The following is a 24887-nucleotide window of genomic DNA, read 5'->3' as shown; positions in this document are numbered from 1 at the left end:
GCGCTACAAAACTGTCGTTCCCGACTGCCGCTGAGAGATGCGGAGCAGTCAGAGTCCGTCGCGGTCGTGCCAGTAGTTCTGCCAGCGCCAGTCGATCGGGTCGCCGCGGCGCTGATAGCGGATGTCGGTGGACAGCCGCAGGATGCCGTCGGGATCGGCGTTGTCGAGCGAGGCATGCACCATGTAGGGCGAATGGATCATCACGTCACCGGCCCGGAAGTCGGTGCCGAGCCACCGCCGGTCCTTCTGCTGCGCCAGGGCGGGCAGGTCGGCGGTCATGCTGACCGCCGGTAGCGCCTCACCGCGTTGCTCCGCGCCGAGGTAGTCCACGTGGGTGCCTTCGAGGTAGATCAGCGGACCGCGTTCGATCGGGATGTCGCCGAGCGGAATCCAGGCCGACAGCAGCCGATCGGTGCCCTCCCGGAGATAGACCAGGTCGTAATGCGCCTGGGTCGCAGTCCCGATCCCCATCTCCCCTGGCCGGGTGTGCCGCAGGATCCGTCGCTTGTGCAGGAAGATCTCGTCGTCGAACATCCAGCCGAACCAGTCCCACAAGGCCGGCTGGGTGCAGAACGCCTCGTATTCCGGACCGGGGACCACGGTGTCGAACAGTGCAGCCCGTAGCCGGCGCCGATCGACCGGTCGGCCGCTGTCCCGGCCGATCACCGGCTCCGCGGACGGGTCGGTGACGCCGGCTTCGAGGAGTGCGGTGAAGAAGTAGCGGCGAAAGGCGAGCACCTCGTCGCGATCCAGCAGGCCAGGCAGGAACAGATAGCCGTCGCGCTGCAGGCGGCGCCAGAGCGCGCCGCGATCGGAACGCTCGGCGTCCGGGACCGGCCGCAGTTCGCCCCAGCGTTTCGGGTCGAGCCGATAGCCGTTGGACGTGAGCGCGGCCGGCCGTGTCGTGGTGGTCATGACGACAGCGTCGCCGAGACGATGGCGGTCTAGCCATGGAGAAATCGGCGCAACAACTGGACTTTTGGGAAGGTCGTTGAGCCCCCGACTGATCATCATCGCGGTCGGCTGACTGGTGCTCGAGGCGTTCCCGCGGGAGCGCCGCAGGCTGACAAGCCGGCGAATCTCGGTGCTCGGCCCGGTGATCGATCTCAGGGTCGCCAGAACTCGCGAGACTCACTCGGTCAGCGGACGGATCGCTTCGCGTGATCGCCAGCTCGTGTGGTGAGTCGTTGATCCGGCTCCTTATTCGAACGACTGAAACGGCAATCTGCTGCGTTGTCGTCGGATTGCATGCACCCGGCATGCGCACCTCCTCCGCCTTGCAGCTCACCACTTCAGCCGTCCGAATAAGGCATCACATCAACGACTCACCACACGAGGAGGGCGCTGAACAATTCGCTCTGCTGCGCGCCACGCTGCACGCACCTAGGCGGCGCCGCGCTCGCTCGACGGGCCCCGGCCCGCCTTCGCTCCCGCGACGTGCCTGTGCACGCACATCGCGGCGCTCGCGACGAGCCAATTGTTCGGCGCACTCCCAGAGCCGGCCGTGTCCAGTTTCCGACCGATGTGTTCAACGCCGGCCGAACCGTGCGACGTAGCGCCGTTGCCACGGCGTTTCGACCGCGCGTGGATGGTAGCGGTCCCGGACGTAGGTGACGGCGTCGGCAGCGGAAACGCCGTCCAGCACGGCGAGGCAGGCGAGGGCGGTTCCGGTTCGGCCGTGGCCGCCGTGGCACGCGATCTCGACGCGTTCGTGGCTTGACCGGTTCCAGACTTCGTGGAGCAGTTCGCGGGCACGGTCGGGATCGGTTGGTAGTCGGAAGTCCGGCCAGCGCAGCCATCGGGTTTCCCATGGCATGGGCGCCGCTGGTTTGCCGAGGAGGTACAGGCCGAATTCGGGCGTCGCGCCGGGAGGGTGTGGTCTCCGCAGGCCACGTCCTCGAACGAGACGACCGGAGGGCAACTGGAGGATGCCAGCCATTGACGCGTCCCAGGTCGAAGCCATGGCTGTCAGGCTACAAGCGCAAACAGCGTCTGTGAGTGCGGTTTGGACCAGCCGTGTGAAGTGTGCGGAGAACCGCAATGCCTGTGTTGGCACCAGCGTTGCCGGTGTGCAGACCGGACGAAGCGCTGGCCGGGTACCGATCATCATGGCCGTGATCATTGCTACCCGTGATGATCACGGCGACCGGATCCTGACGCCGGCCAGGGAACAGGTCACCGCCGGCCGTGGACCGATCGCGCAGGGCGGCGACGCCACGCCCCTAGCCGGGAGGCGGTGCGCGGGTCGGTCGGACCGATCACCGGGCCCTTGTCGGACGCCGATGAGACCATCGCGACATGGTCAATTCTGGGAGCGTGCTGCCGCGTACCGCGTTCAACGGTCGAGGCTCGAGCTTGAATCCGTTCGTGGTGATTGAGGACGCTGCGGGTTTTATCGATTTCGCTGTGGCGGTATTCAGCGCCCGCGAAGTCACCGCAGCCCGCACGGCGACGCCTACGGGTACCCTCATCCACGCCGAGTTGGAGTTCGGCGACTCGCTGCTGATGCTGTCCGATCCCCAGCGGGGGTGGGTAACCCGCCCGGGCCTGTTCCAGCTCTGGGTTTCCGACGTCAGCGCGATCCTCGATGCCGCCGCTGACCATGGGACGACAGTCGTGACACCGCCGACGCCCTTCTACGGAGAAGTCACGCTGGCACGCATGCGAGACCGCTGGGACAATCTGTGGTGGCTGTATCAGCCCTCACCCGGTCAGCCGGATCCCGTACCCGCATGGGACGGCGGATCCGACGTCGTCTTCCGAACCATCGACGAGTACATGCAGGAGCGGGCCCGGTAGCGGACGCCCCGCGACGCGGTCCGGAGGCCGACCACCGGCCGGAAGATCTGTCCGCTCCGGTCAACCGGCGGGCCGACTCGGCCGCACGACGGACGCGGAGCCCAAACTCCGGTCGCAGGCGACCCGGGTAATCAAATCTGCGCTGTCGACCATCATTCGTCGATCTCGACGCCGGTGCTGCCACCGACCGCGAAACGGTGATGGCAGACTCAGCGGGTGGCATCGGAGCAGACGACACGGTGGTCGGCCTATTTCGGCAGGTCTCCCGCGCTGGACGGGCTGGGGTTGCGTTGTCTCGGCGTCGGCCTGCAGGACGGGCACCCCGCCCCGGTGGTCGACCGGGTCCTCGAGCACTATGCCCTGGTTCATATCGAGAGCGGCGCCGGGACGTTGGTCTCGGCTGGCGAGCAGCATGGCGTGATGCCGGGATCGTTGTTCTGGCTGCTCCCCGGGATCCGGCACAGTTACGGCCCCGATGAACGCGGCTGGCGGGAGCGCTGGTTGCTCTTCGACGGACCGGCCGTCGACGTATTCCTGCGGGTCGGGCTGATCACCGCCGAGAGCCCGCTGCGTCGTACGGCCGGCACCCGCGCGTTGCTCGACGGATTTGCCAGGATCCGGACCCTGGCCGAGCAGCGGTCGGCGTTGTCCGAAGCAGCGATCGCAGTGACCCTGCAGGAGATGATCTTGGCGACCTCGGGTTCCGGGCCCTCACCGCAGCGGGCCGATGATCATCAACTGGTCGATCGGGCGCGGGATCTGGCGACGTCACCGCTGACGGTCGATCAGATCGCTGCGCGGCTCGGCGTGACGGGCGCCGAGTTGCGGCGCGCGATCCGCTCCGAGACCGGGTTGGCTGCCAAGCCGTACCTCCTCGGGGTCCGGATCGAGATCGCCCAGTCGATGCTGGCCGATTCCGACGCCCGGGTCTCGCAGATCGCGCACCGTTGCGGTTACGACGACCCCGGCTATTTCAGTCGTGCCTTCACCGGCTACGTCGGAATCAGCCCGACCCAGTTTCGCGAACAGCAGCAGCGATGAGACACCTGGCGCCGAAACATCCAGCCCCCAAATCCGCTGACCCGTCAGTTTCTCCCCGACACGCCGCGCGTGTCGGGGAGAAACTGACGGGTCAGCGGGATTGGGTGGTCAGATCTCGACACCCCGCTTGCGCAGCACCTTGCGGGTGAGGTCGACGGCATCGTCCCACGCCTGTTCGGGGTCCTTGCCGGCACTCTCGACGTTGATCAGCTCGTCGGTGAAATACTCCGCCTGGGTCTCGTAGGTGCTGATGAAGGCGGTCGGAACGGCTTCGGCGCACTTCTGGAAGAAACCCAACAGGTCCTGGCCGCCGAAGAAGCTGTTGTCGCTCTTGATCTTGTCGCTGGAGAAGGCATCGACCGTCGACGGGAACAGTTGCATCTCGGTGAAGCTCTGAGCCTGGTGTTCCGGCGACGTCAACCAGGTCATGAATCTGAAGGCCGCCTCGGGATTCTTGCAGGTGCGCGGGAGGCAGACGAACGAACCGCCGCTGCTGCCGGGCCGGATCGGCTGGAATGCCAGTCGCCATTTGCCCTTGGTGTCGGCGGCCGTGTCGGCCAGGATCTGGGCCCACCAGTTGCCCTCGATGTGACCGGCCGTCTTGCCGCTGGACCAGGCCGCATTCTGATCGGTCTCGATCGCCTGGTTGCCGCAGATTCCGGACTTGATCGCTCGGACGGCGACGTCCCAGGCCTTGCGGACGGTGCTGTCCGGTCGCAGATACAGCGGCTTGCCGGCCTTGTCGAAGTAGCGTTCGGAACTGGCGTTGATGTACTGCTTGAAGATCGTCGCACCCTGGACCACCATGAACGATCCGGTGTTCTTCTGCACCTTCTGCCCGAGCTCGATGAAACCGTCCCAGGTCTTGATCTGATCACTGACGCTCTCCGGATCGGCGTCAACGCCGGCCCTCGCGAAGATGTCGTTGCGGTAGAAGTATCCGCTGGGTCCGGTGTCCAACGGGTAGAAGCAGAACCGGTTCGTCGGTGTGACCCCGAGTTCCCACTTCCAGTCGAAGTACAGGTGCTTGTAGTCCTGCGCGCCGAGCTCGTTGAGGTCGAGGAACATCTCCTGATTGGGGAAGTACATCGACACATTGGAGTTGATGAAGGTGAGATCGGGGATGTAGGCGTCACCGGCCAGACTGGTGCGCAGCTTGGTGTCGAAGGTCCCGCCGACCAGGTCGGCCCGGACTCTGACGCCATCGGTTCCGGGGATCTCCTTCGCGGCCTGCCGGAGGTAGCGCGGATTGGCCGACCGATCCCAGTACCAGAGCACCAGCTCCTTGGGGTCGGAGGAGATCGAGGTCTGGGATCCGCAGCCGGTGAGTCCGACTGCGGAGAGGGCGCCCAGTCCGGTGAGACCGGCGAGTCCGGCGAGTACTGACCTGCGGGGGAGAACTGCTGCCATCATCCACTCTCGGCGTCGAGATGTCCCGTGAACGTTCACGGGCGAAAGTGGCAGGTTCGCATCCCATGCCACCGATGTCAACGCCGGCAGGCTCCGGACAGGAGCCCGATCGGAGTCAGGTGGGTACGAACGCCTTCCGACCATGAGATCACCGCAGCAGCCGACACCTGGTGTGATCAGCTGAGGTATGCGGAGGGTCAGCGTACGAAATCCGGTTGCCCGGGCGTTCGAAGGCTGCTGGAGTGTTGATCATGGTTCAGCAATGCCGCGACGCCTCGCTCGGCGGTGTGGGAGTGGGCTCGGTCTCGAGCAAACACGACGACCGGCGGGCGAGTTCGCGGCAGAAGCGTCCCTAGACCGTGCTGCGGCTGCTTCGGTTCGCCTTCTCGGTGTCGCGGTCGGCGACGCTGATCGTGTTGTCGTTGGCGGTCGGGGCTGGTCTTGCTTCCACGATGCTTGCCTACCTGGTTGGGCTGGTGGTGGGGGAAGCACAGGAGTTGGCCGGGCCGCGGTCGGCGGGCCGCTTCGTCGCGCTGGTGGCGGTGATGTTGCTGCTGTTCGTGGTGAACAGTGTGCTGCCCGTGCTGTGGATGACCGCTGTCGTCAGCCTGGAGATGCAGGTGGACCGGACGGTCGGACTCGGCCTGGGGAGGGCGCTGTTGGCGCCGTACCGGGTCGATCATCTGGATGATCCTGCCGTGCAGGACGCGTACGGCCGGTGTTGGCAGGACGCGCCCGTCGAGATCCGGCTCGGCCCGACCTTCGCGGCGCAGGTCCTTCAGGGATTGATCGGCCTGATCACCGCCGCGATCTTGATCGGAAGCCTGTTCGCCTGGTGGGTGCCGATACCGCTGGCGGTATCGACCGCGTTGACCGCTTGGTATCTGGTGCGGGCGGCTGGTGGCGAGGCAGCACGTTGGGATGACACCACACAGAGCCAACGACGAGCGGACTACGCATTTGATCTTGCCCTCGGTGGGGCGCCGAAGGAGATCCGTGTCTACGGGCTGTCCAGTTGGCTGATCAATCGATATCTGCAGGCCCGACGGGAGGCAACCGAGCCGGTCTGGCGGCGGCGATGGTCGGTCCTGGTCCGCGACCTGATCGTCCTGTTCCCGCATGTCGTGGTGTTCTCGATGATGATCGTGTACGCGACCGTCCAGGCATTCGACGGCCGGCTGTCGCTGGCGGCGGCGGTTTCGGTCATCTCGGCAATGCTCGCGATGGCGGTCGGCTTCGACCCCTGGCTGTTGGGTCAGGCACGGAGAGCCTGGGGCGGCCTGCAGTCGTTCGAGCGTCTTCCCGAGCTGATCGCCGCCAAGCCCGGATCCGTGGACGAATCGCCTACTGCGCGGCACCAGAAGCGCACGCTGGCGGCGTTGCCGACGCTCAATGGTCAACCACACCACCCTCGCGACGGCGCCTTGCCAGCGTGCACTTCTGGTGCCGCTCGCTACGGCGCCCGTCCACGGATCCGGGCCAAGCCGGATGTCGGCGGCCGCCGGATGGATCTGTCCCAGGCACCGCGCGAGGTGATCCGTTTCGAGGACGTGAGCTTTCGCTACCCCGGCACGGATCGCGACGTGCTGCGCCACCTGGATCTTGACATCCGAGCCAACGAGGCGACGGCACTGGTCGGCGTGAACGGCGCGGGCAAATCGACGCTGGCCAAACTGTTGGCAGCCTGCTACCGACCATCGCAGGGCCGGATCACCGTCGACGGAATCGATCTGGCCACCCTGGAAGCCGAATCGCTGGGTGTGTGGCAACAGAGGCTCGCCGTCATCATGCAGGATCTTCTACAACTTCCGCTGTCGATGCGGGAGAACGTGACTCTGGCAACGCGCGGTTCACCGCTGCCGGCCGGCCGCACCGCCGGGCTCGCCGAGCTCGCCGAGACGCTCCCGGACGGATGGGAAACGCCGTTGGACAAGGCATTTCCCGGTGGAGTCGATCTCTCCGGTGGGCAATGGCAACGGGTCGCACTGGGCAGGGCTCTGCACGCCGTTGCGTCGGGGCGGGCATGTTGGTGCTCGACGAACCGGCAGCGGCGTTGGACGTCCGCTCCGAGGCTGCCCTCGTCGACCGCTACCTGGCGCTGACAGCGGGAGTGCCGTCGCTGGTGATCTCACACCGGTTCTCAGTTGTCCGGCGCGCCCACCGGATCTACGTCCTCGGCCAGGGACACGTGACGGAGGCGGGCACACATCAGGAGCTGTTGGCCCGAGACGGTGTGTACGCCCGGATGTTTCGACTGCAGGCGGCCCGATATGTCGACCAGGATCGGCGATGAGCGGCGACCGCCTCAGCGGGATCCGGCTCTGGCTGACGACCGGATTCCGCGCCGCGCCGTTGCTCTCGGCTGCTGGGGTCGGGGTCGGCGCACTGGCTGCGATCCAGGCACCCGCTCAGGCGGCCGCGGCCAAGATCCTGGTGAACGGCATCATTCAGCACGATCGGAGGGCGGCCGTGTGGGCTGCAGCAGTGTCCTGCTGCGTGTTACTGGTCCGCTTCATGACGGGTCTGCTCGCCGCTGCCGTGCAGAGCACGGCGGCCGACCGCGTCCACGACTTCGTTCGCGCCGACTTGATGCGGATCACGACGCGGATCCCGGGCATCAGGCACCACGAGCAGCCCGAGGTCGCCGATCGGATCGCGCTGCTCCAGCAGGGATCCCGCGGCTTGGCCGACGCCGTCACCACCCTGTTCGCCGTGGTTGCCGCGCTGATCAACGCTGGCGCCATCGTGATCCTTCTCGCGGGCATTCACCCGCTGCTGATGCTGCTGCCTGTGATCGGGCTCGTCCGGGTCTGGACGAGCTACACCGACGCCAAGCTCCGATTCGGCGCTTTCGACCGCGTGATCGGTTACCGGCGACTCGCCGACCGGCTCACCCGGATCGCCAGATCTCCGGCGCACGCGGTGGAGGTTCGCGTCTTCGGTATCCAACAGCTTCTGCTGGATCGGATCGGCGACAATTTCGCGCGCGTCGCCGACGGCCGACTCGCTGCCACCCGCAAGGGCATGTACTACGAGCTCGCAGCTCGCGTCGTCTTCGGTTCGGCGTTCCTGGCTGCGATCGCATTCGTCGCCGTCGGCGTCCGCGGCGGTGCGCTCTCGGCCGGTGACCTCGCGTTGCTGGTCATCCTCGGTAGCCGGGTCGACGAGACTGCGGGTGGGGTCGCCGCCGCGTTGCGGAGAAGTGGTGAAACGGTCGGTCTTTTCAACCACTACAGCTGGTTCAGAAGACAGGCCGAGGAAAGCACGGGGGCAGCGGTTGCGACGTCGAATCCACCAGCCCGGCTGCGCCATGGCATCGAACTCCGACATGTGACGTTCGGCTACCCGAACAGCATCGGCCCTGCATTGACCGACATCAACCTGACGATCGGTGCCGGGGCCAGTGTTGCGCTGGTCGGCGAGAACGGTGCGGGCAAGTCGACCTTGATCAAGTTGCTGACCAAGCTCTACGAACCGTCCCAGGGCAAGATCCTGCTCGACGGCGAAGAGCTCGGCGCCATCTCTCCCGCGCTGTGGCGGCTGCGAACATCCGCGGCCTTCCAGGACTTCGCGAGGTTCGAGTTCACGGCAGCGACAACCGTCGGTCTCGGCGATCTGCCACGCATCGAGAACACCCGCACCATCCGGGCAGCACTTGACGCCGCGGACGCGGCAGCGGTGGTCGACGCACTGCCGGCGGGCATGCGAACTCAGCTCGGGACCAGCTTCATCGACGGAACCGACCTCTCCGGGGGGCAGTGGCAACGTCTCGCCCTGGCCCGCTCTTTCATGCGGACCGTCGACAACCCGACAGCCGAACCGTTGCTGCTCCTTCTCGATGAACCGACCGCTGCGCTGGATCCGGATGCGGAGCACGCGCTGTACGAGCACATCGCTGCCGCCGCTCGCGCCGGCCGAAGGACCGGCACCATCACCGTCTTGGTATCGCACCGGCTCTCCATGGTCCGGATGGCCGACCAGATCATCGTTCTGCACCGCGGACGTATCGCCGAGACCGGCACGCATCCTGAGCTGATCGCCGCCAACGGCCGTTACGCCGAACTCTTCAACCTGCAGGCTCGTGCCTATCGCCAGCAGCCTTGAGCCAGCAGAGCCAGGGCTACTCGGCTGAATCGCACGATATTGCGGCGCCCAACCCGTCCAGCGCTGCGTTGGCGCTCGCTCGAAACACGATGTACTGGTACGCGATGCCCGCACCGGACCCCGACATACCGCAGCACGAGGACTGATCAAATTCAGTTGTCACCGACCCAGGTCGCTGCGACTGTGGCTGGCATGATCAGACTTCGCACCGCAACACTCGAAGACATCCCGGCCCTGGCCAACGTGTTGGCGAACGTCAGTGCCCAGACCGATCCGACCGTCGACGTCGAAAAGGCTCGGACGAGCATGATCGAATCGATCCCTGAATACTTCGGTAAGGACGAGCCGGAAAGTCTGCTGTCGCTGATCGAACTCGACGGCGAACCGATCGGCAGGTTCCGTGTCGTCCGCTTCAAGGACCGGATCTTCCTCGGCGGCATCCAGATCCTCCCCGACTTCCAGAACAGGGGCATCGGAACCCAGTTGATCATGGAGCTGGTGGACGAGAGCCGAACGACCGGGAGACCGCTCCAACTCGATGTCGAACGCAGCAACTCCCGGGCCCGGCGACTGTACGAGCGACTGGGATTCCGGCCCTACGGCGAGTCCGAGACCGACATCCACATGCAGTTCCTTCCCTAGGAGTCCGGCACGGACGCCGCTGCGACGATTCCGATGATGGCGGAACAACGCACAGAACCCTGAGCCCGTCGAAGGGTAGACCGCTGTCCTTCGACCGGCTCAGGGTCCTTTGGTCTCAGCACCTCAGCGCGAGTCTCAGCCCTTCAGCGCGCCGGCGGCGATGTTGGCGATGAAGTGCCGGGAGCCGATGATGAAGATGCCGATCAACGGCACCACACTGATCACCGCACCGGCCATCACCATGCCGTAGTCGGTCTTGTAGATCGAGTTCAACGTGGCCAGCGCGGTCTGCAACGTCTGGTTGCCCGGGTCGACCAACACGATCAACGGCCAGACGTAGTCGTTCCACGAGCCGATGAAGGTGAAGATACCGAGGAAGGCGACACCGCCGCGCATCATCGGGATGCCGATCGACCACCAGGTCCGGAAGAAGCCGGCGCCGTCGACCCGGGCCGACTCGATCAGCTCGCCCGGGATGGAGGACTGCGCGAATTGGCGTAACAGGAAGATCCCGAACGCATTGGCCGCACCGGGAATGATCAAGGACTGGAAGCCGCCGATCCAACCCAGCTTGCTCATCAGCACGAAAGACGGCACCAGCGACAGGCTGCCCGGCACCAGGAAGGTGGCCATCAAGATCGTGAACAGCACGTTCTTGCCGGGGAAGTCGTACTTGGCAAAGGAGTAGGCGGCCAGCGAGTCGAACAACATCACCAGGATCGCGACCGTCGCCGACACCAGGAAGGTGTTCAGCAGCGCTCGGAACAGGTCGACGTTGGCGATCACGTTGCGGACGTTCTCGCCGAAGTTGGACCCGACCCACAGCTTCGGCGGATAGCCGAAGATGTCGGCGGTGGTGTGGGTCGACATCACCAGCAGCCAGTAGAACGGGAACAGCGAGAAAATCACGCCGATGATGATGCAGGCATGCGTGACGATCTGCGACACCCGCGTCTTGCGGCGGGCGGCGACATTGACGTCCTTGGTCGGGTCGCCGAGCTTGGCCGGGCCGACATCGAGGGTCGCGGTCATTTGGCCACCTCCGGGGAACGACGACGGGCAGAACGTCCGGGCTTAGTGGTGTCACGCTCCGACACCAGTCGCCAGTTGATGATGGCGAAGAGGACGGCGATGATGAACAGCGCCCAGGCGATCGCGGCACCGTAGCCGAAGTCGAACTGGGTGAAGGCCTGGTAGTACTGGTAGAGCACGATGGTCATGCCGGCCTCGCCGGAGCCACCGGAGTCACCCAACAGCACCTGCGGCTCGGTGAACAGTGACAGGCCGCCGATCGTCGAGGTGATCACGGTGAACAAGATCACCGGTCGCAGCATCGGGACGGTGATCCGGGAGAAGATCTGGAACATCGACGCGCCGTCGACCCGGGCCGATTCGTAGAGCTCGGTCGGGATCGCCTGCAGCCCGGCGAGATAGATGATCGCGTTGTAGCCGGTGTAGCGCCAGATCACCATCACCGAGATGGTCACCTTGATCGCCCACGGGTCGGACAACCAGCCGACCTCGGTGCCGCCGAGTGCGGTGATCGCGGAGTTGATCAAACCGAAGCTGTCGGAGAACACCGAGCCGAAGACGATCGCCATCGCCACCATCGAGGTGACGTTGGGGATGAAGAACGCGACCCGGTAGAAGCCCTTGAAGCGGATGTTCTGATGCAACAGGAATGCCATCACCAGAGCCAGGATCAGCATCGGGATGGTCGACATGAACCAGATGATGAACGTGTTGGAGACCGCGTTCCAGAAGCGGGTGTCGGCGACCAGGTACTGATACTGGGCCAGCCCGACGAACTTCATCTGCCCCATCCCGTCCCATTGGGTGAAGGAGAGGTAGATCGAGAAGACCAGCGGGAACAGCCCGAAGATCAGGAAGAGGATGTAGAACGGGGCGACCGACAGATACTGCGGCCAGAACTTCTTCAGCGGGTTGCGACTGCGTGGAGTGGTCGGCGTATCGGTGACCGTTACCGGTGCGATCGCCTGTTCGGTGGTCGTCATACCTCGATCCCTCGCTTCCGCAGGGTCTTGTTGGTCTGGGCGACGGCGTCGTCCCAGGCCTGGTCGGCGTCCTTGCCGCTCTCGACGTTGGTGATCTCGGTGCCGAAGTAGGCAGCCTGGGTCTCGAAGGTGCTGATGAACGCGGTCGGCACGGCCTTGGCGGCCTCCAGGAAGAAGTCCAACGGGTCCTGGTCACCGAAGAACCCGGTGTTGCTCTTCATCGTGCCGAGCTCGAAGGACTCGATCGCCGACGGGAACAGTTGCATCGTGTTGAACGATGTCGCTTGGTTCTTCGCCGAATTCAGCCAGGTCATGAACTTGAAACCGGCTTCGGGGTTCTTGCAGGTGTGCGGCAGACAGACGAACGAACCGCCGCTGTTGCCGGGCCGCACCGGCTGTGACGCCAGTCGCCACTTGCCCTTGGTGTCGGGAGCGGTGTCGGCCAGGATCTGGGCCCACCAGACGGCCTCGATGTTGGCAGCGGTCTTGCCGCTGGTCCAGGCAGCGTTCTTGTCGGTGTCGTTCTGCTGATTGCCCGTGACGCCCGCCTTGATCGCCTTGACCGCGGTGTCCCAGGCATCCCTGATCGTGTTGCTGTCATCGAGATACAGCGGCTTGCCGGCCTTGTCGAAGTAGCGTTCGGCGCTGGCGTTGATGTACTGGGCGAACAGCGTGCTGGCGCTGGACTGGATGAAGGCGCCGGCATTCTTCTTCAACTTGGACCCGAGCTCGATGTAGGCGTCCCAGGTCTTGATCTGCTCGCTGACGGCGTCCGGGTCGGGATCGATGCCCGCCTTCTGCAGGACGTCGGTGCGGTAGTACATCCCGGTGGGTCCGGTGTCGAGGGGGAAGAAGCAGAACCGGTTGGTCGGCGTGACGCCGAGCTCCCACTTCCAGTCGAAGTACTGATCCTTGAAGGTCTCTGCGCCCAACTCGTTGAGGTCGAGGAACATGCTCTCGTTGGGGAAGTACAGCGAGACGTTGGAGTTGATGAACGTGACGTCGGGAATGTAGGCGTTCCCGGCAAGACTGGTCCGCAGCTTGGTGTCCCAGGTGCCGCCGAGGACGTCGGCGCGCAGGGTGTAATCCTCGGCACCCGGGATGCCCTTGGCCATCTGGGCCAGCAGCTTCGGGTCGGCCGAACGATTCCAGTACCAGAGGACGAGTTCCCTGGGGTCGGAGGAGATCGCTGTCCGCGATCCGCAGCCGGACAGGCCACCGGCTGCGGCCAGTGCTCCCAAACCTGCGGCTCCGGCCAGCAATGATCTTCGAGTGATGGGGGCCATTGGCGCTCACTCTCGGCGTTGAGGTGATGGACATGGATCCATGATCATCGTGTGGTCACCCGAACGACGATCACGGCAAGGCTGATATGGCCGTGAACGTTCACGACTTATTGCAGGAAGGGTTGCACCCGCAGCCTGGGATGTCAACAGAAGGACCGTTGACCGACGTTCGGTGATCATCTACTGTCAGGGTGCGACGTGTCCTGATCCGTCGCGTCAGCTAACTCTCTCCCGACCTTCGATGGGATGTTCAACGATGACCGCGCTCCGCTGGGCCGTGCTCGGCCCGGGCAACATTGCTCGCCGTTTCGCCACGCAGCTCACCCATAGCCAACACGGCACCCTCGTCGGTGCCGGCAGCTCCGACATCGGCCGCGCCCGCACGTTCGCCGAGGAGTTCGGCGTCGAGAACGCGATCCTCGGCAGCTACGCCGAGATCCTGGCCTCGCCCGACGTCGACGCCGTCTACGTGTCGACGGTGCACACCACCCACGCCGAGTTGGCGATCGCGGCGCTGCGAGCCGGCAAGCAGGTGCTCTGCGAGAAGCCGTTGGCGCCGAACAACGGCCAGGTGATGACGGTCGTCGACGTCGCGCGGGACACCCAGCAGGCATTGCTGGAGGCGTACATGTATCGCTTCCATCCGCAGACCGCCGACGTGCTGAAACTGGTCGCCGACGGGGCGATCGGCGACATCGTGCACGTCGACGCCAGTTTCGCCTTCGCCAGTGGCGGGCAGAAAGGTCGGCTGTTCGACCCGGCGACCGCAGGCGGCGGCATCCTCGACGTCGGCGGCTACCCGGTCTCCTACGCACGGGCGATCGCCGGCGCGACCCAGGGCAAGCCGTTCCTGGATCCGGCGACGCTGACCGGTTCGGGGAGCATCGGACGTACGGGTGTCGACGAATGGGCGGTCGCCGAGCTCACGTTCCCCGGCGGTATCACCGCGTCGGTCCGTACCGGTGTCCGGCTCAGTGATCACAATGCGGTTGCGATCTACGGCTCGGCCGGCAAGATCGAGATCTCCGACCCGTGGACGCTGTCGGACAACCCGGAGATCACCATCACCCGGCCCGGCGGCGAACCGGAGGTCCGCAACTACGCCGGGCACTTCCCGTACGCGCTGGAGGCCGACGGGCTGGCAGCGCTGGTGGGCGACCCGGCGGCAGCCGCGGTCGGCGCACCGCAGATGAGCCTGGACGACTCCCTGGGCAACGCCAAGGCACTGGATCAGTGGCGGGCCGCTGTCGGGCTGGTCTACCCGTTCGAGACCGATCAGGCCGACATCCCGACCGTTTCCGGACAGCCGCTGGCGGTGGCGCCCTCGGGTCCGGGCTCGCACACGCCGCCGATGAAGTACGGCAGCATCCCCGGCATCGAGAAGAAGATCTCCCGACTGGTGATCGGTTGTGACAACCAGCCCGATCTGGCGCACGCCTCGGCGATCTTCGATCACTTCTACAGCCTGGGCGGCAACACCTTCGACACCGGCTACATCTACGGCGGCGGCCGGCACGAGAAGCTGCTCGGCCAGTGGATCACCAATCGCGGCATCCGGGAGGACGTGGTGGTGATCGTCAAGGGTGCGCACACGCCGCACTGCGACCCGGAGTCGATCACCTCGCAGCTGAACGAGTCACTGGAACGCCAGCAGTCCGACTACGCCGACATCTACATGATGCACCGGGACAACCTGGACATCCCGGTGGGCGAGTTCGTCGACGTGCTGGACGAGCACTACCGGGCCGGCCGGATCAAGGTTTTCGGCGGCTCGAACTGGACCCGGGAGCGTTTCGAGGAGGCGAACGCGTACGCGAAGGCCAACGGCAAGCAGGGCTTCAGCGTGCTCAGCAACCACTTCGGCCTGGCCGAGGCCTACGACGTTCCGTGGGCCGGCTGCAAGCACGTCACCGATCCCGAGTCGAAGGCGTGGCTGAACGAGGCCAAGATCCCGCTGCTGCCCTGGTCGTCGCAGGCCCGTGGCTTCTTCGCCAAGCCGGCCCGCCCCGATGACCACAGCGATCCGGAGCTGGTGCGTTGCTACTACAGCGACGACAACTTCGAACGGCTGCGGCGTGCAGAGAAGCTCGGGGCCGAGCTGGGGGTGCCGGCGACGGCGATCGCGTTGGCCTTCGTGCTCGGTCAGGAGTTCCCGACCTTCCCGTTGTTCGGTCCGCGGACGATCACCGAGTCGCGGTCCTCGATGCAGGGACTGGGAGTCGAGCTGACCGCCGATCAGCTGGCCTGGCTCGATCTGCGGCAGTGAGCCGGGCTCGTCCCTCGGGAGTCGGCCGCGGCCGACCCGCGGCCGAGAGTCGGGGGTCGGGCAGTAGGGCGCCGACCGCAGGCGGGTCGGGCGTCCGGGCGAAATCAGCGGCGCGTAGCCGGGACATCGGCAACACTGTCCGGATGACGAGTACGGCAGAAGGCTCCGCGCGCCGGGTCACGATCAATGACGTGGCGCACGTGGCGCGGGTCTCTCGGCAGACGGTGACCCGGGCGATGAACGACATGCCCGGGATCAGCGTCGCGACCAAGGATCGGGTGCTCGGGGCGGCGCGAGAGTTGGGCTACCACCCGTCCCGGTTCGGTCGCGGCCTGGTCCGTCATGATCATCACACTCTCGGGTTGGTGATCAGCAACCTGATCAATCCGTACTATCCCGAACTCGCCTCGGCGGTCGTCAATCACGCCGCCGAGCGCGGCTGGAGCGTTGTTCTGTTGGACAGCAGCGGCGCCGATCAACAACGGACCATGATCAATCAGATGGGTGATCAGGTCGACGCGTTGATCGGCTACCTTGCTCTTGATCGGCGTGAGCTGGACGTCAGCATGCCCGGGCTTCCGGTGGTTCGGATCGACGCAGGTGATGCCCGGCATGCGCCCTGTGGTGTTCGTTATGATCATGGTCCGGGAATCACAGAACTGGTCGACCATCTGATCGGCCGCGGTGTCCGGCGTCCGGTGATGATCGACTCCTCACCGGCCGGACAGTTCAGCACCCGGGCCCGCGACTTCGTCAAGATCATGGACGACCGCGGCATCGATGTCCCGGTACTGCACACCGGCGGTGATCAGCTGGAGCACGGCATCCGCACCACCGAAGAGGTGATCGCCACGATGCCGCGGACCGACGCCATCATGTGCTTCAACGACATCACGGCCTTCGGTGCCTTGAAGGCGCTGCGGCAACTGGGTCGTGATGTGCCCGGAGACGTCGCCGTGGTCGGGATGGACGGCCTCGCAGCCGGTACCTATGTGACGCCGCAGCTGACCAGCCTGGCGTTGGACATGACCGAGGTCGCCGCGCTGGCCGTCGATATTGCCCTCGGCCGGTTGAACGGCAGCATCGAGCCGGGTAGTCGGGCAGCCCGGCCGAAGGTGCGGCATCGTCTGGTGATCCGCGAGTCCGCGTGATGATCGGCGGGTACGGGTGACCTGGGCGGGCGGCTTCGGTGCGGTCGTCTTCGACCTGTTCGGCACCTTGGTCCCGGTCTTCGGTCGGCCGGCACACCAGGATGCGCTGCGCGAGGTCGCGGTCATCCTGGACATCCCGTACGACGACGTCGAACGCCTGTGGTCGCGGACCTACCGGCGACGCGTCACGGGCGGATTCGGCTCGGTGGCCGACAACCTGCGCTGGATCTGTGATCACCTCGGCACCGTCGTCGGCGATCGATCGATCGATGCCGCGGCCGGACGCTATGCGGAGTTCACCCGTCGCAGTGTGACGCCGTCGGCGGAGGTGGTCGCCGCGCTGCGGGAGATCTCCGAACCGATCGGACTGCTCACCAACTGTGCACCCGACGTCCCGGACCAACTGTCGCGGACACCCCTGGCCGAGGTCATCGATGCTGCGATCTTCAGCGGTCGGGACGGTGTGGCCAAACCGGATCCCGAGGCCTACCGTCGGCTGGCGTCCCGACTCGGAGTCGAGCCCACCGACATCGTGTATGTCGGCGACGGCAGCGACCACGAACTCTCCGGCGCGGCCGCAGTCGGCATGCACCCGTGCTGCTCCGCGCCGATCTGGCCGGCAGCTACGACCAGGTCCGGGCCGATGTCGTCGACTGGGATGGTCCGAGCATCGCCAGCATCCCGGAGATCCTCAGCTACCGGCCGGTGCAGAGTTGATCTCGGTCGCAGATGGGGCCCATTGAGGACGTCCCAGCCGGGCGGGTCAGGCGAGACTCCGCGGCGGGGAGCGAGCATCCAACGGCGGTCCGGATGCCGGGCCTTCGTTCTCGTGTCCGGGGTGCGGATCTGGCCTGGAGGCTTGGATTTTCGGACACTCGGTCGGTTATCGCTCGGCGGGCGAAGGTGGATGCTGATTGTCCGGTTGATCAGCGGGTCGTTTTCGGTTCGAACTCGAGGCCAGGATGCATCCACGACCGGCAACGTCGGTGCTCGCGAGTGCTGCCCGGTCCTGGAATCTTCTGCGGTCCGGGAACATCCTGTGCGGCGGTCAGTCCGAGGGGCGTTGGAGTAGTTGACGGGAGGACGCGAATCCCAGGCGTTCGTAGACCGGGACCGCCCTTCGTGCCGAGTGCACGGTGACACGAATCGCCCCGAGTCGTGTTGCGTGCTGGGTTGCGGTGTCGACGAGTGCCGACCCGATCCCTCTGCCTCGATGCGGTGGCATCACGAAGACGACGACGGCCGGGTGTTCGATGCCCGGCCGGTTGAGGGACCACAACGCATCGCGTTGTGGGAGAAGTACGGACCTCCGTGACCAGGCCCAAGGGTCGCGCCCGACGATCTTGTTGTCGCGGCTGATGGGGGCGCCCCCGGCGGGGTCCGGCTGAGGTCTACTGCCGTGCTCCCGGAGGTGTCGGTGCCGTTGGTCCGCTGCAACGCAGGGTCCGGCAAGGACGGCTGGTCATGACCAAGATCATTTTAGGTTCCATGATCAACAATCGGGGCCGTGCCAGGATGGGGCCGCGGCCGCATCGCTGGCGGCTGTTGCCGTCGGCCCGATCATCGTGTCGGGGTGGCGCAGGCTCGGGCGGCCCCTTGTCCTTGGGGGACAGCGATCTGCCCGAGGTGCGGAACACCTCGACGCCGGCCCCTGGTGTGACGCTGACCTCGATCCGCCGGGCGATGGGCCGGTGCAGAGTTGACCATGGCGTCCGGTCCTGGCCCCGTCAGTCGCCCAGGTCGTACTGGTCGCGGTTGGCCCGGACGGCATCCATGTGGTCCTGAGCCCACGTTCTGAGCTCGCGGGTGGTCCGGTGCAGCGAACTGCCGAGGTCGGTCAGCGCATAGTCGACGGTCACCGGAACGGTCGGCGTGACGGTCCGCGTGATGAACCCGTCCCGCTCCAGGGAGCGGAGGGTCTGGGTGAGCATCTTCTGGCTGACCCCGGCGATCTGTCGGGACAGCTCCGAATATCGCAGCGACCTCGGCGTTCCCGAGCCGTCCGGTCCGTCACCGCCGAGCGCGCAGAGAATCAGCACCACCCACTTGTCCGAGAGCCGGTCCAGGAGTTGGCGGCTCGGGCACTGCGCAAAGAAGGCGTTGTAGGCGTTCTTCTCCTGGGCTCGTCGCTGGGCTGCGGTCCTGGTCGGCACGTCGACTGCCTTTCGTAGGGGGACGTAACGCACTCCAAGATATCTACTTCCCATTGGAGAGCTGTGCTTCCAGGATGGTGCAGGCGGAGGCGAAGCGCCACTGCACCGTAGGAAAGGCAGGAAGAGATGACCACAACCCAGACAGCACTGCCCGGTGGGACCTGGAAGCTCGGGGACCGTACGATCGCCCGCTTCGGGTACGGCGCCATGCAGCTCGCCGGCCACGGGGTGATGGGACCGCCGGTCGACCACGACGGCGCGATCGCGGTGCTGCGCGAAGCCGTCGACCAGGGCATCACCCACATCGACACCAGCGACGCGTACGGTCCGCGGGTCAGCAACGAGCTGATCCGTGAGGCACTGCACCCCTATCCGGAGTCGTTGCTGATCGCGACCAAGGTCGGCGCGGACCGGGACGCCGACGGCGGCTGGCCGCCCGCGCGCACTCCCGACGACATCCGCCGGCAGGTCCGGCAGAACCTCGCATCGCTCGGCGTGCAGCGCCTGGATCTGGTGAACCTGCGGATGGGAGACGCGACCGGGCCGCAGGCCGGTTCGATCACCGAGGCGATGGAGACCCTCGTCGAGCTGCAAGAACAGGGGCTGATCCGACAGCTCGGGGTCAGCAACGTCACCGCAGACCAGGTCGCCGAAGCCCGCCGGGTCGGCTCGATCGTCTGCGTGCAGAACATGTACAACCTCGCCAACCGCTGGGACGACCCGCTGATCGACGAACTCGCCGCCGACGGCATCGCCTACGTGCCGTACTTCCCGTTGGGCGGCTTCACGCCCGTCCAGGCCGACGCGCTGTCCGATGTCGCGGCGCGACGGGATGCGACCCCGACGGCCGTCGCTCTTGCCTGGCTGTTGCGGCGTTCGGCCAACATCCTGCTGATCGCCGGCACGTCGCAGGTCACGCACCTGCGCGAGAACATCGCGGGTGCGATGCTCTCGCTGTCGGACCGGGACGTCTCCGAACTCGACGGCATCGGCCGCTGACGGAGCCGTCGAATCGGCAGAGCGTTCACGTTCTGCTCATGCAGGTTTCAGCAGCTGGGCCGGTCCCGTTGGTCCGTTGCAACGCACATCCGGCAAGGATGACTGGTCATGACCAAGATCATTTCCTGTTCCATGATCAACAATCGGGGGTCTGCCAGGACAGCTCTGACCGCCGCATCACTGGCGGCTGTTGCCGTCGGCCTGATCATCGTGCCGGGGGTGGCGCAGGCTCGGACGGACTCGTTGCCCTTGGGGGACAGCGATCTGCCCGAGGTGCGGAACACCGCGACGCTGGCCCCTGGTGTGACGCTGACCTCGATCCGCCGGGGCAACGAGCCGGCGCCCAAGGACGAGATCCTGACCACCACCCGCGGTCCCTGGAACGTCCATGTACTGACGATCGACCCGCGGCGTGCCGAGGGCAAGCTGTTCGCCGACTACGGCAAGGACCTGGCCGGGACCGAAACCGTCGGAGAGCTGGTCGACGGATCCGGTGGTCTGGCCGGCATCAACGCCGGCTTCTTCACCTTCACCGCGTCCAAGGTCTCGCCGGGCGACCCGGTCGGCGCCGGGGTCTACGGCGGCAAGCTGCTCAGTGAGCCGACCGCGACCAACCCGATCCAACGCGAGTTCGTGGTCGACGCGGACCGGACCTCTGCCCGGATCGCGGACTGGAGCTTCTCCGCGACGGTGACCGATCGGCGGACCGGTCACCGGGTGATGATCGACGAGCTCAACCACACGCCGGCGGTCCCGGTCGACTGCGCCGAGCTGACCGATCCGACGACCTGCGCCGTACCGGGGGAGACGGTCTGGATCGATCCCGAGTTCGGTGCCAGCACACCGAGCGGGCCGGGCGTCGAGATCGTTCAGGACCGGAAGGGTTGCCTGGTGCGGATGTCGGCCACCGAGCGTGGCACCACCTTGGAACCGGGCGAGCACGCGCTGCAGGCGACCGGCAGTGACGCCGCCGCCCTGGTCACCGCCGCCGGCAACGGCTGCACCAAGAACCGGACGGTGCTCACCGAGGCCGACGGTCGGCCGGTCGAGCTGACTCCGGAGACATTCGCGGTGAACGGCCAACCCCAGCTGACCCGTGCCGGCGAGGTCGTCGTCACGCCGATCGACGACGACTTCAACAACCGGAACCCACGATCGGTCGCCGGGGTCACGAAGCGCGGGGAGATCGAACTGATCGCCATCGACGGCCGCAGCGAGAACAGCGTCGGCACCAGCATCGTGGAGACCGCGAAGGTCGCCCGTTCGCTCGGGCTGGTCGATTCGCTCAACCTGGACGGCGGTGGATCGACCACGCTGTACGCCGACGGCAAGGACGTCAACACGCCGAGTGGCACCGCCGATCGCCCGGTCGGGGATGCCCTGATCTACCGGAAGTGAGGGAGCCGTTCTCCCAGGAGTAGAGGATCTGCACGCCTGCAGCAATCGGTGCGATGGGACGTGTCTCCCGATCGGTCAACCGCCGCTCTGGCCGACGGCGGTCTCGCGACGACCGATCAAGGAGACACTCCCTCGATCGCCGCCCGCACCACGGTCGACCGCTACGGGGGATTCGCGTCGACCGCGGGGACGGCAGCATCGGCATCGAACACTCGGTCGGTCTGGCCACCGCCCTGCGATCCGATGCGCTGCAACCAACGGTAGGCCGCCGCCGGAGCCGAGGGAGCCCCCAACCTTTCAGATGCTGAAACGACCTCGTCGTCAGCTGAAGGCCCGTTCGGCGCTCAACTGCAGCGACAGCGTGGCGGCGATGGCCCGGAGTTGGTCGGTCACATCGGTCAGGTCGGCGATCCGGCGGTCGTCGGCCGGCAGCGAGATGGCGAGCGCGGCGACCGTGTCGTCGGTCAGCACCGGCACCGCGAGGCAGACGCTGCCCAAGGCGTACTCCTGACGGTCGATCGCGCCGTCGGCGGCGACGCTGAGCGCCCGCAGCAAGGACCGGCGGTCGCTGATCGTGTGCTGGGTCAGCTCCGGCAGTTGATGGCGGGACAGGTAGTCCTGCAGTGCGTTGTCGTCCAGGTTGGCGAGGATCTGTTTGCCCAGCGCCGTGGCATGCGCGCTGTCCTGGATCCCGACCCACAGCGCCACCCGCGGATGGGTGGCCGCGTCGACGATGTCGACCACACTGATCTCGCCGTCGGCGTAGCGGGAGAGGTACGCGGCCGCGCCGAGCTCGTCGGAGACCTGATTGAGGGCGCTGCGGACCCGGGCCAGATAGACGCCGGACCAGTCCTGGTCGGACAGTCCGGGAAATCGGGGGCCGAGCAGCAACCCGTCGTGATCACCCCGCAGGTACCCCTCGTGGATCAGCGTCCGGACCAGGTTGTAGGTGGTGCCGAGGCTGAGGCCGGAGCGGCTGGACAGTGCCTTGACCGTGATCGGCCGGGAGGCATCGGCCACCACATCGAGCAGCCGCAGTGCGCGTTGGACCGAGCCGATCAGTGTGCCGCTCGTCCAACTCGGCATCCCTACCCCTCCTGGGCCGTCGGAACCGTGTGGTCGAGTCTATTCGTTGTCGGTGTCCTCGGCGGAGTCGCTTCCTTGTCCTCGCCGGTGGCTGGGCGGCAGTGGCTGGGCGACGGTGGCTGGGATGGCGGGTCAGGACTTCGACGCGATCCGGGACGGCGCCGGAGCCTCCTCGGCAGGCACCACGAAGCGGTAACCGACGTTGCGGACGGTCCCGATCACCGACTCGTACTCGGGTCCGAGCTTGGCTCGCAGGCGTCGTACGTGGACGTCGACGGTCCGGGTGCCGCCGTAGTAGTCATAGCCCCAGACGTCGCTGAGCAGTTGCTGCCGGCTGAACACCCGGCCGGGATGCTGGGCCAGATACTTCAGCAACTCGAATTCGGTGTAGGTGAGGTCGAGTTGCTGTCCGTTCAGTTTGGCCGAATAGCCGGCCTCGTCGATCACGATGTTGCCGGTGTGGATGAGTTGATCGTCCTCGGTCGGCCCGCTCGGTGACATCGCGAGCCGGATCCGTGCGTCGACCTCGGCCGGACCCGCACCGGACAGCAGCAGATCGTCGAATCCCCAGTCGTTGGTGAGAGCGGCCAGGCCACCGTCGTTGACGATCACGATCAGTGGCGCTTCCTTGCCGGTCGTCTGGATCAGCCGGCACAGCGACCGCGCGCCGACCAGATCGCGGCGGGCGTCGAGCAGGATGACATCGGCCTGCGGTGCGTCGAGCAGGGCGGTCGGCTCGGCAGAGGTGACCCGAACCTGATGGCTGAGGAGTTCGAGGGCAGGCAGGACATCGGTGGAGACCTGCATGTCGTTGGTCAGGAGCAGCAGGGTGGCCATAGGTCCTCCCGAGGCTGGAACGCTGCGGTGGCTGAACATCGGACGAAGTGCGTGACAACAAATCGGGGCCCGGAGTTGTCCTCCGAGCCCCGGCGCTTGGGGGAGAGAATACCCTCATGACGAATGTGGTCCTGCACTACTGGGCAGGTGCGAGGGCGGCGGCGGGCGTCGAAACAGAGGTCTTGCAGGCTCCCACCATCGCCGCTGCCGTCGCTGCGGCCGGTGCCGGGCGCGAGGACTCGCGACTGGCCGATGTGCTTGTCAGTTGCAGTTTTCTGATCGACGGCCGGGTGCTGCACGAGCAAGATCAACAGCGGCCGTTGGACAGCGATGTGACCGTTGAGGTGCTGCCGCCGTTCGCCGGCGGTCGGCGCTGACCGGCGGTCATGTCCTTGCCGAAATCTGCCGTGAAGCTTACGTACCGCTGTCGAACTCCGGCGGACCGGCACCCCCTACTGCGCGTCGTTGTCGTCGAGCGGAGGACGTTCCGGGGCGACCGCACTCGTCCAGAATGCAGACGCGCGTACCGTTATACGAGACAACCTGTTGGCGGGGCCTTCCGGGCGTTCTAGGGTGACCGATGTGATCGCGACGACTGCGTGGGCGCCCTTGCTCACCCGACGCCTGGCCACCGACTTCGGCCGGATGCGTTCGTCGTTGTGTCGTGTGAGCTGACGGACCAGCGCTGTTTTCGGCGACGGCCCGCTTCGATGCCGTCCTGCTGAGATCTGACATCTCGTTTCCGCGGTCGGCCTGAGAGGTCGGTTTCCCGTCCCGCCCGGCAGTGCCAGCCGACCGGATACCGAGCACCTCAGACCGCATCGTGAACCGAACCACAGGAGAACGCACATGAGCAGGGACCAAGCACTCGTCGACGCCGATTGGGTTGCCGAGCATCTCGACGACGACAAGATCGTCCTGATCGAGGTCGACGAGGACACCACGGCCTACGACGGTGGCCACATCAAGGGCGCCATCAAGCTGGACTGGAAGACCGACCTCCAGGATCCGGTCCGGCGTGACTTCGTCAACAAGGAGCAGTTCGAGAAGCTGCTCAGCGAGCGGGGCGTCGGCAACGACGACACCGTGGTGCTGTACGGCGGCAACAACAACTGGTTCGCCGCGTACGCCTACTGGTACTTCAAGCTCTACGGCCATGCCGACGTCAAGCTGCTCGACGGCGGCCGCAAGAAGTGGGAGCTGGATGCCCGCGAGCTCAACAAGGACGAGGTGAAGCGGGACAGCACGTCCTACACCGCCAAGGATCCGGATCTGGCGATCCGGGCGTTCCGTGACGACACCGTCGAGGCGATCGGCTCGCTCAACCTGGTCGACGTGCGCAGCCCTGACGAGTACGCCGGTCGGCTGCTGGCCCCGGCGCACCTGCCGCAGGAGTCGGCCCAGCGCGCCGGTCACGTCCCGACCGCGGTCAACGTGCCGTGGAGCAAGTCGGCCAACGACGACGGCACCTTCCGGGGCGAGGACGAGCTGAAGCAGATCTACGGTGACGCCGGTCTCGACTTCGGCAAGGACACCATCGCCTACTGCCGGATCGGCGAGCGTAGTGCGCACACCTGGTTCGTGCTGCACGAGCTGCTCGACCAGGCCAACGTGAAGAACTACGACGGTTCCTGGACCGAGTACGGCTCGCTGGTCGGCGTCCCGGTGGCGCTCGGCGACGAGCCCGGCCAGGCCTGACC

The 24887-nt window shown here is 66.1% G+C and carries 22 protein-coding genes and 1 pseudogene; 13 read left to right on the top strand and 10 right to left on the bottom strand.

Annotated features, from left to right (window positions below; all coding sequences use genetic code 11):
- Positions 1-48 precede the first annotated feature (48 nt).
- Positions 49-915 carry a phytanoyl-CoA dioxygenase family protein gene (locus BLU38_RS09475; RefSeq protein ID WP_091523489.1) on the bottom strand — a complete coding sequence of 289 codons (867 nt, stop codon included), beginning with the start codon at positions 913-915 and terminating at the stop codon, positions 49-51.
- 613 nt (positions 916-1528) lie between these two features.
- On the bottom strand, positions 1529-1963 hold the full coding sequence (locus tag BLU38_RS09470) for a protein-tyrosine phosphatase family protein (RefSeq protein ID WP_091523486.1): 435 nt from the start codon (positions 1961-1963) through the stop codon (positions 1529-1531).
- A gap of 335 nt (positions 1964-2298) precedes the next feature.
- Between BLU38_RS09470 and BLU38_RS09465 the strand changes: the two genes are divergently transcribed.
- Together BLU38_RS09465 and BLU38_RS09460 are read left to right on the top strand one after the other, a co-directional pair.
- Complete coding sequence (locus BLU38_RS09465) at positions 2299-2799, top strand: VOC family protein (protein WP_091523483.1); 501 nt, start codon at positions 2299-2301, stop codon at positions 2797-2799.
- A gap of 216 nt (positions 2800-3015) precedes the next feature.
- The gene (locus BLU38_RS09460; RefSeq protein ID WP_091523479.1) at positions 3016-3840 is read left to right on the top strand and encodes a helix-turn-helix transcriptional regulator; all 825 of its coding nucleotides are present in this window, start codon (positions 3016-3018) and stop codon (positions 3838-3840) included.
- Between the two features lie 108 nt (positions 3841-3948).
- Here the strand turns inward: BLU38_RS09460 and BLU38_RS09455 are convergent, their stop codons facing one another.
- Positions 3949-5253, bottom strand: a complete 1305-nt coding sequence (locus tag BLU38_RS09455) for an ABC transporter substrate-binding protein (protein ID WP_157683334.1) — start codon at positions 5251-5253, stop codon at positions 3949-3951.
- A gap of 356 nt (positions 5254-5609) precedes the next feature.
- Here BLU38_RS09455 and BLU38_RS09450 point away from each other — a divergent pair, with 356 nt between their 5' ends.
- The 3 genes from BLU38_RS09450 to BLU38_RS09435 all read left to right on the top strand — a co-directional run bounded on the left by BLU38_RS09450 (position 5610) and on the right by BLU38_RS09435 (position 9996).
- Positions 5610-7352 (top strand): ATP-binding cassette domain-containing protein, encoded by a 1743-nt coding sequence (locus BLU38_RS09450; protein WP_091523476.1) that lies wholly within the window; start codon positions 5610-5612, stop codon positions 7350-7352.
- 187 nt (positions 7353-7539) lie between these two features.
- Complete coding sequence (locus tag BLU38_RS09440) at positions 7540-9354, top strand: ATP-binding cassette domain-containing protein (protein WP_091523469.1); 1815 nt, start codon at positions 7540-7542, stop codon at positions 9352-9354.
- Positions 9355-9546: 192 nt separating this feature from the next.
- Entirely contained in the window at positions 9547-9996 is a 450-nt protein-coding gene (locus BLU38_RS09435) for a GNAT family N-acetyltransferase (protein ID WP_091523464.1), read from the top strand.
- A gap of 135 nt (positions 9997-10131) precedes the next feature.
- Here the strand turns inward: BLU38_RS09435 and BLU38_RS09430 are convergent, their stop codons facing one another.
- From BLU38_RS09430 to BLU38_RS09420, 3 genes are read right to left on the bottom strand one after another with little or no spacing between them, the layout of a single operon-like run.
- The gene (locus BLU38_RS09430; RefSeq protein ID WP_091523462.1) at positions 10132-11028 is read right to left on the bottom strand and encodes a carbohydrate ABC transporter permease; all 897 of its coding nucleotides are present in this window, start codon (positions 11026-11028) and stop codon (positions 10132-10134) included.
- Positions 11025-12011 (bottom strand): carbohydrate ABC transporter permease, encoded by a 987-nt coding sequence (locus BLU38_RS09425; protein ID WP_091523458.1) that lies wholly within the window; start codon positions 12009-12011, stop codon positions 11025-11027. The genes BLU38_RS09430 and BLU38_RS09425 overlap by 4 nt, the downstream gene beginning before the upstream one ends.
- Positions 12008-13297, bottom strand: coding sequence for an ABC transporter substrate-binding protein (locus BLU38_RS09420; RefSeq protein WP_091523455.1), 1290 nt, complete (start codon positions 13295-13297; stop codon positions 12008-12010). Before BLU38_RS09420 ends, BLU38_RS09425 begins: the two co-directional genes overlap by 4 nt.
- A gap of 256 nt (positions 13298-13553) precedes the next feature.
- Between BLU38_RS09420 and BLU38_RS09415 the strand changes: the two genes are divergently transcribed.
- The 4 genes and pseudogenes from BLU38_RS09415 (at position 13554) to BLU38_RS32020 (ending at position 17431) form a co-directional block, all read left to right on the top strand.
- The gene (locus BLU38_RS09415) at positions 13554-15563 is read left to right on the top strand and encodes an aldo/keto reductase (protein ID WP_197680055.1); all 2010 of its coding nucleotides are present in this window, start codon (positions 13554-13556) and stop codon (positions 15561-15563) included.
- A 143-nt stretch (positions 15564-15706) separates the two neighbouring features.
- Positions 15707-16714: a LacI family DNA-binding transcriptional regulator gene (locus BLU38_RS09410; RefSeq protein ID WP_091523448.1), complete on the top strand. Its 1008-nt coding sequence runs from the start codon at positions 15707-15709 to the stop codon at positions 16712-16714.
- Between the two features lie 16 nt (positions 16715-16730).
- Positions 16731-17294, top strand: a pseudogene (locus BLU38_RS32315) (HAD family hydrolase); the annotation flags it as partial.
- A gap of 14 nt (positions 17295-17308) precedes the next feature.
- Positions 17309-17431: a hypothetical protein gene (locus BLU38_RS32020; RefSeq protein WP_269458166.1), complete on the top strand. Its 123-nt coding sequence runs from the start codon at positions 17309-17311 to the stop codon at positions 17429-17431.
- Positions 17432-17762: 331 nt separating this feature from the next.
- Here BLU38_RS32020 and BLU38_RS32310 read toward each other — a convergent pair whose 3' ends face one another.
- Both BLU38_RS32310 and BLU38_RS09395 read right to left on the bottom strand, forming a co-directional pair.
- Positions 17763-17939, bottom strand: coding sequence for a GNAT family N-acetyltransferase (locus BLU38_RS32310; RefSeq protein ID WP_407939700.1), 177 nt, complete (start codon positions 17937-17939; stop codon positions 17763-17765).
- A gap of 502 nt (positions 17940-18441) precedes the next feature.
- Positions 18442-18867 (bottom strand): winged helix-turn-helix transcriptional regulator, encoded by a 426-nt coding sequence (locus BLU38_RS09395; protein WP_091523437.1) that lies wholly within the window; start codon positions 18865-18867, stop codon positions 18442-18444.
- Between the two features lie 126 nt (positions 18868-18993).
- On the opposite strand from BLU38_RS09395, the gene BLU38_RS09390 reads away from it, so the two are divergent.
- Both BLU38_RS09390 and BLU38_RS09385 read left to right on the top strand, forming a co-directional pair.
- A complete protein-coding gene (locus BLU38_RS09390; RefSeq protein ID WP_091523434.1) occupies positions 18994-19866 on the top strand; it encodes an oxidoreductase in 873 nt (290 codons plus the stop codon).
- Between the two features lie 108 nt (positions 19867-19974).
- Entirely contained in the window at positions 19975-21264 is a 1290-nt protein-coding gene (locus tag BLU38_RS09385) for a phosphodiester glycosidase family protein (protein ID WP_197680054.1), read from the top strand.
- Positions 21265-21585: 321 nt separating this feature from the next.
- Here the strand turns inward: BLU38_RS09385 and BLU38_RS09375 are convergent, their stop codons facing one another.
- Both BLU38_RS09375 and BLU38_RS09370 read right to left on the bottom strand, forming a co-directional pair.
- Positions 21586-22350, bottom strand: a complete 765-nt coding sequence (locus BLU38_RS09375) for an IclR family transcriptional regulator (RefSeq protein WP_091523428.1) — start codon at positions 22348-22350, stop codon at positions 21586-21588.
- Between the two features lie 132 nt (positions 22351-22482).
- Complete coding sequence (locus BLU38_RS09370; protein ID WP_091523425.1) at positions 22483-23187, bottom strand: winged helix-turn-helix transcriptional regulator; 705 nt, start codon at positions 23185-23187, stop codon at positions 22483-22485.
- A gap of 116 nt (positions 23188-23303) precedes the next feature.
- Between BLU38_RS09370 and BLU38_RS09365 the strand changes: the two genes are divergently transcribed.
- Both BLU38_RS09365 and BLU38_RS09360 read left to right on the top strand, forming a co-directional pair.
- Complete coding sequence (locus BLU38_RS09365; RefSeq protein ID WP_091523422.1) at positions 23304-23564, top strand: MoaD/ThiS family protein; 261 nt, start codon at positions 23304-23306, stop codon at positions 23562-23564.
- A gap of 472 nt (positions 23565-24036) precedes the next feature.
- Positions 24037-24885 (top strand): sulfurtransferase, encoded by an 849-nt coding sequence (locus BLU38_RS09360; protein ID WP_091523418.1) that lies wholly within the window; start codon positions 24037-24039, stop codon positions 24883-24885.
- Positions 24886-24887 lie beyond the last annotated feature (2 nt).

The sequence above is a fragment of the Microlunatus soli genome, from assembly GCF_900105385.1.
Classification (GTDB): Bacteria; Actinomycetota; Actinomycetes; order Propionibacteriales; family Propionibacteriaceae; genus Microlunatus; species Microlunatus soli.
Note: the sequence above shows the minus strand (reverse complement) of the source record. Positions and strands in the feature narration are given on the sequence as shown.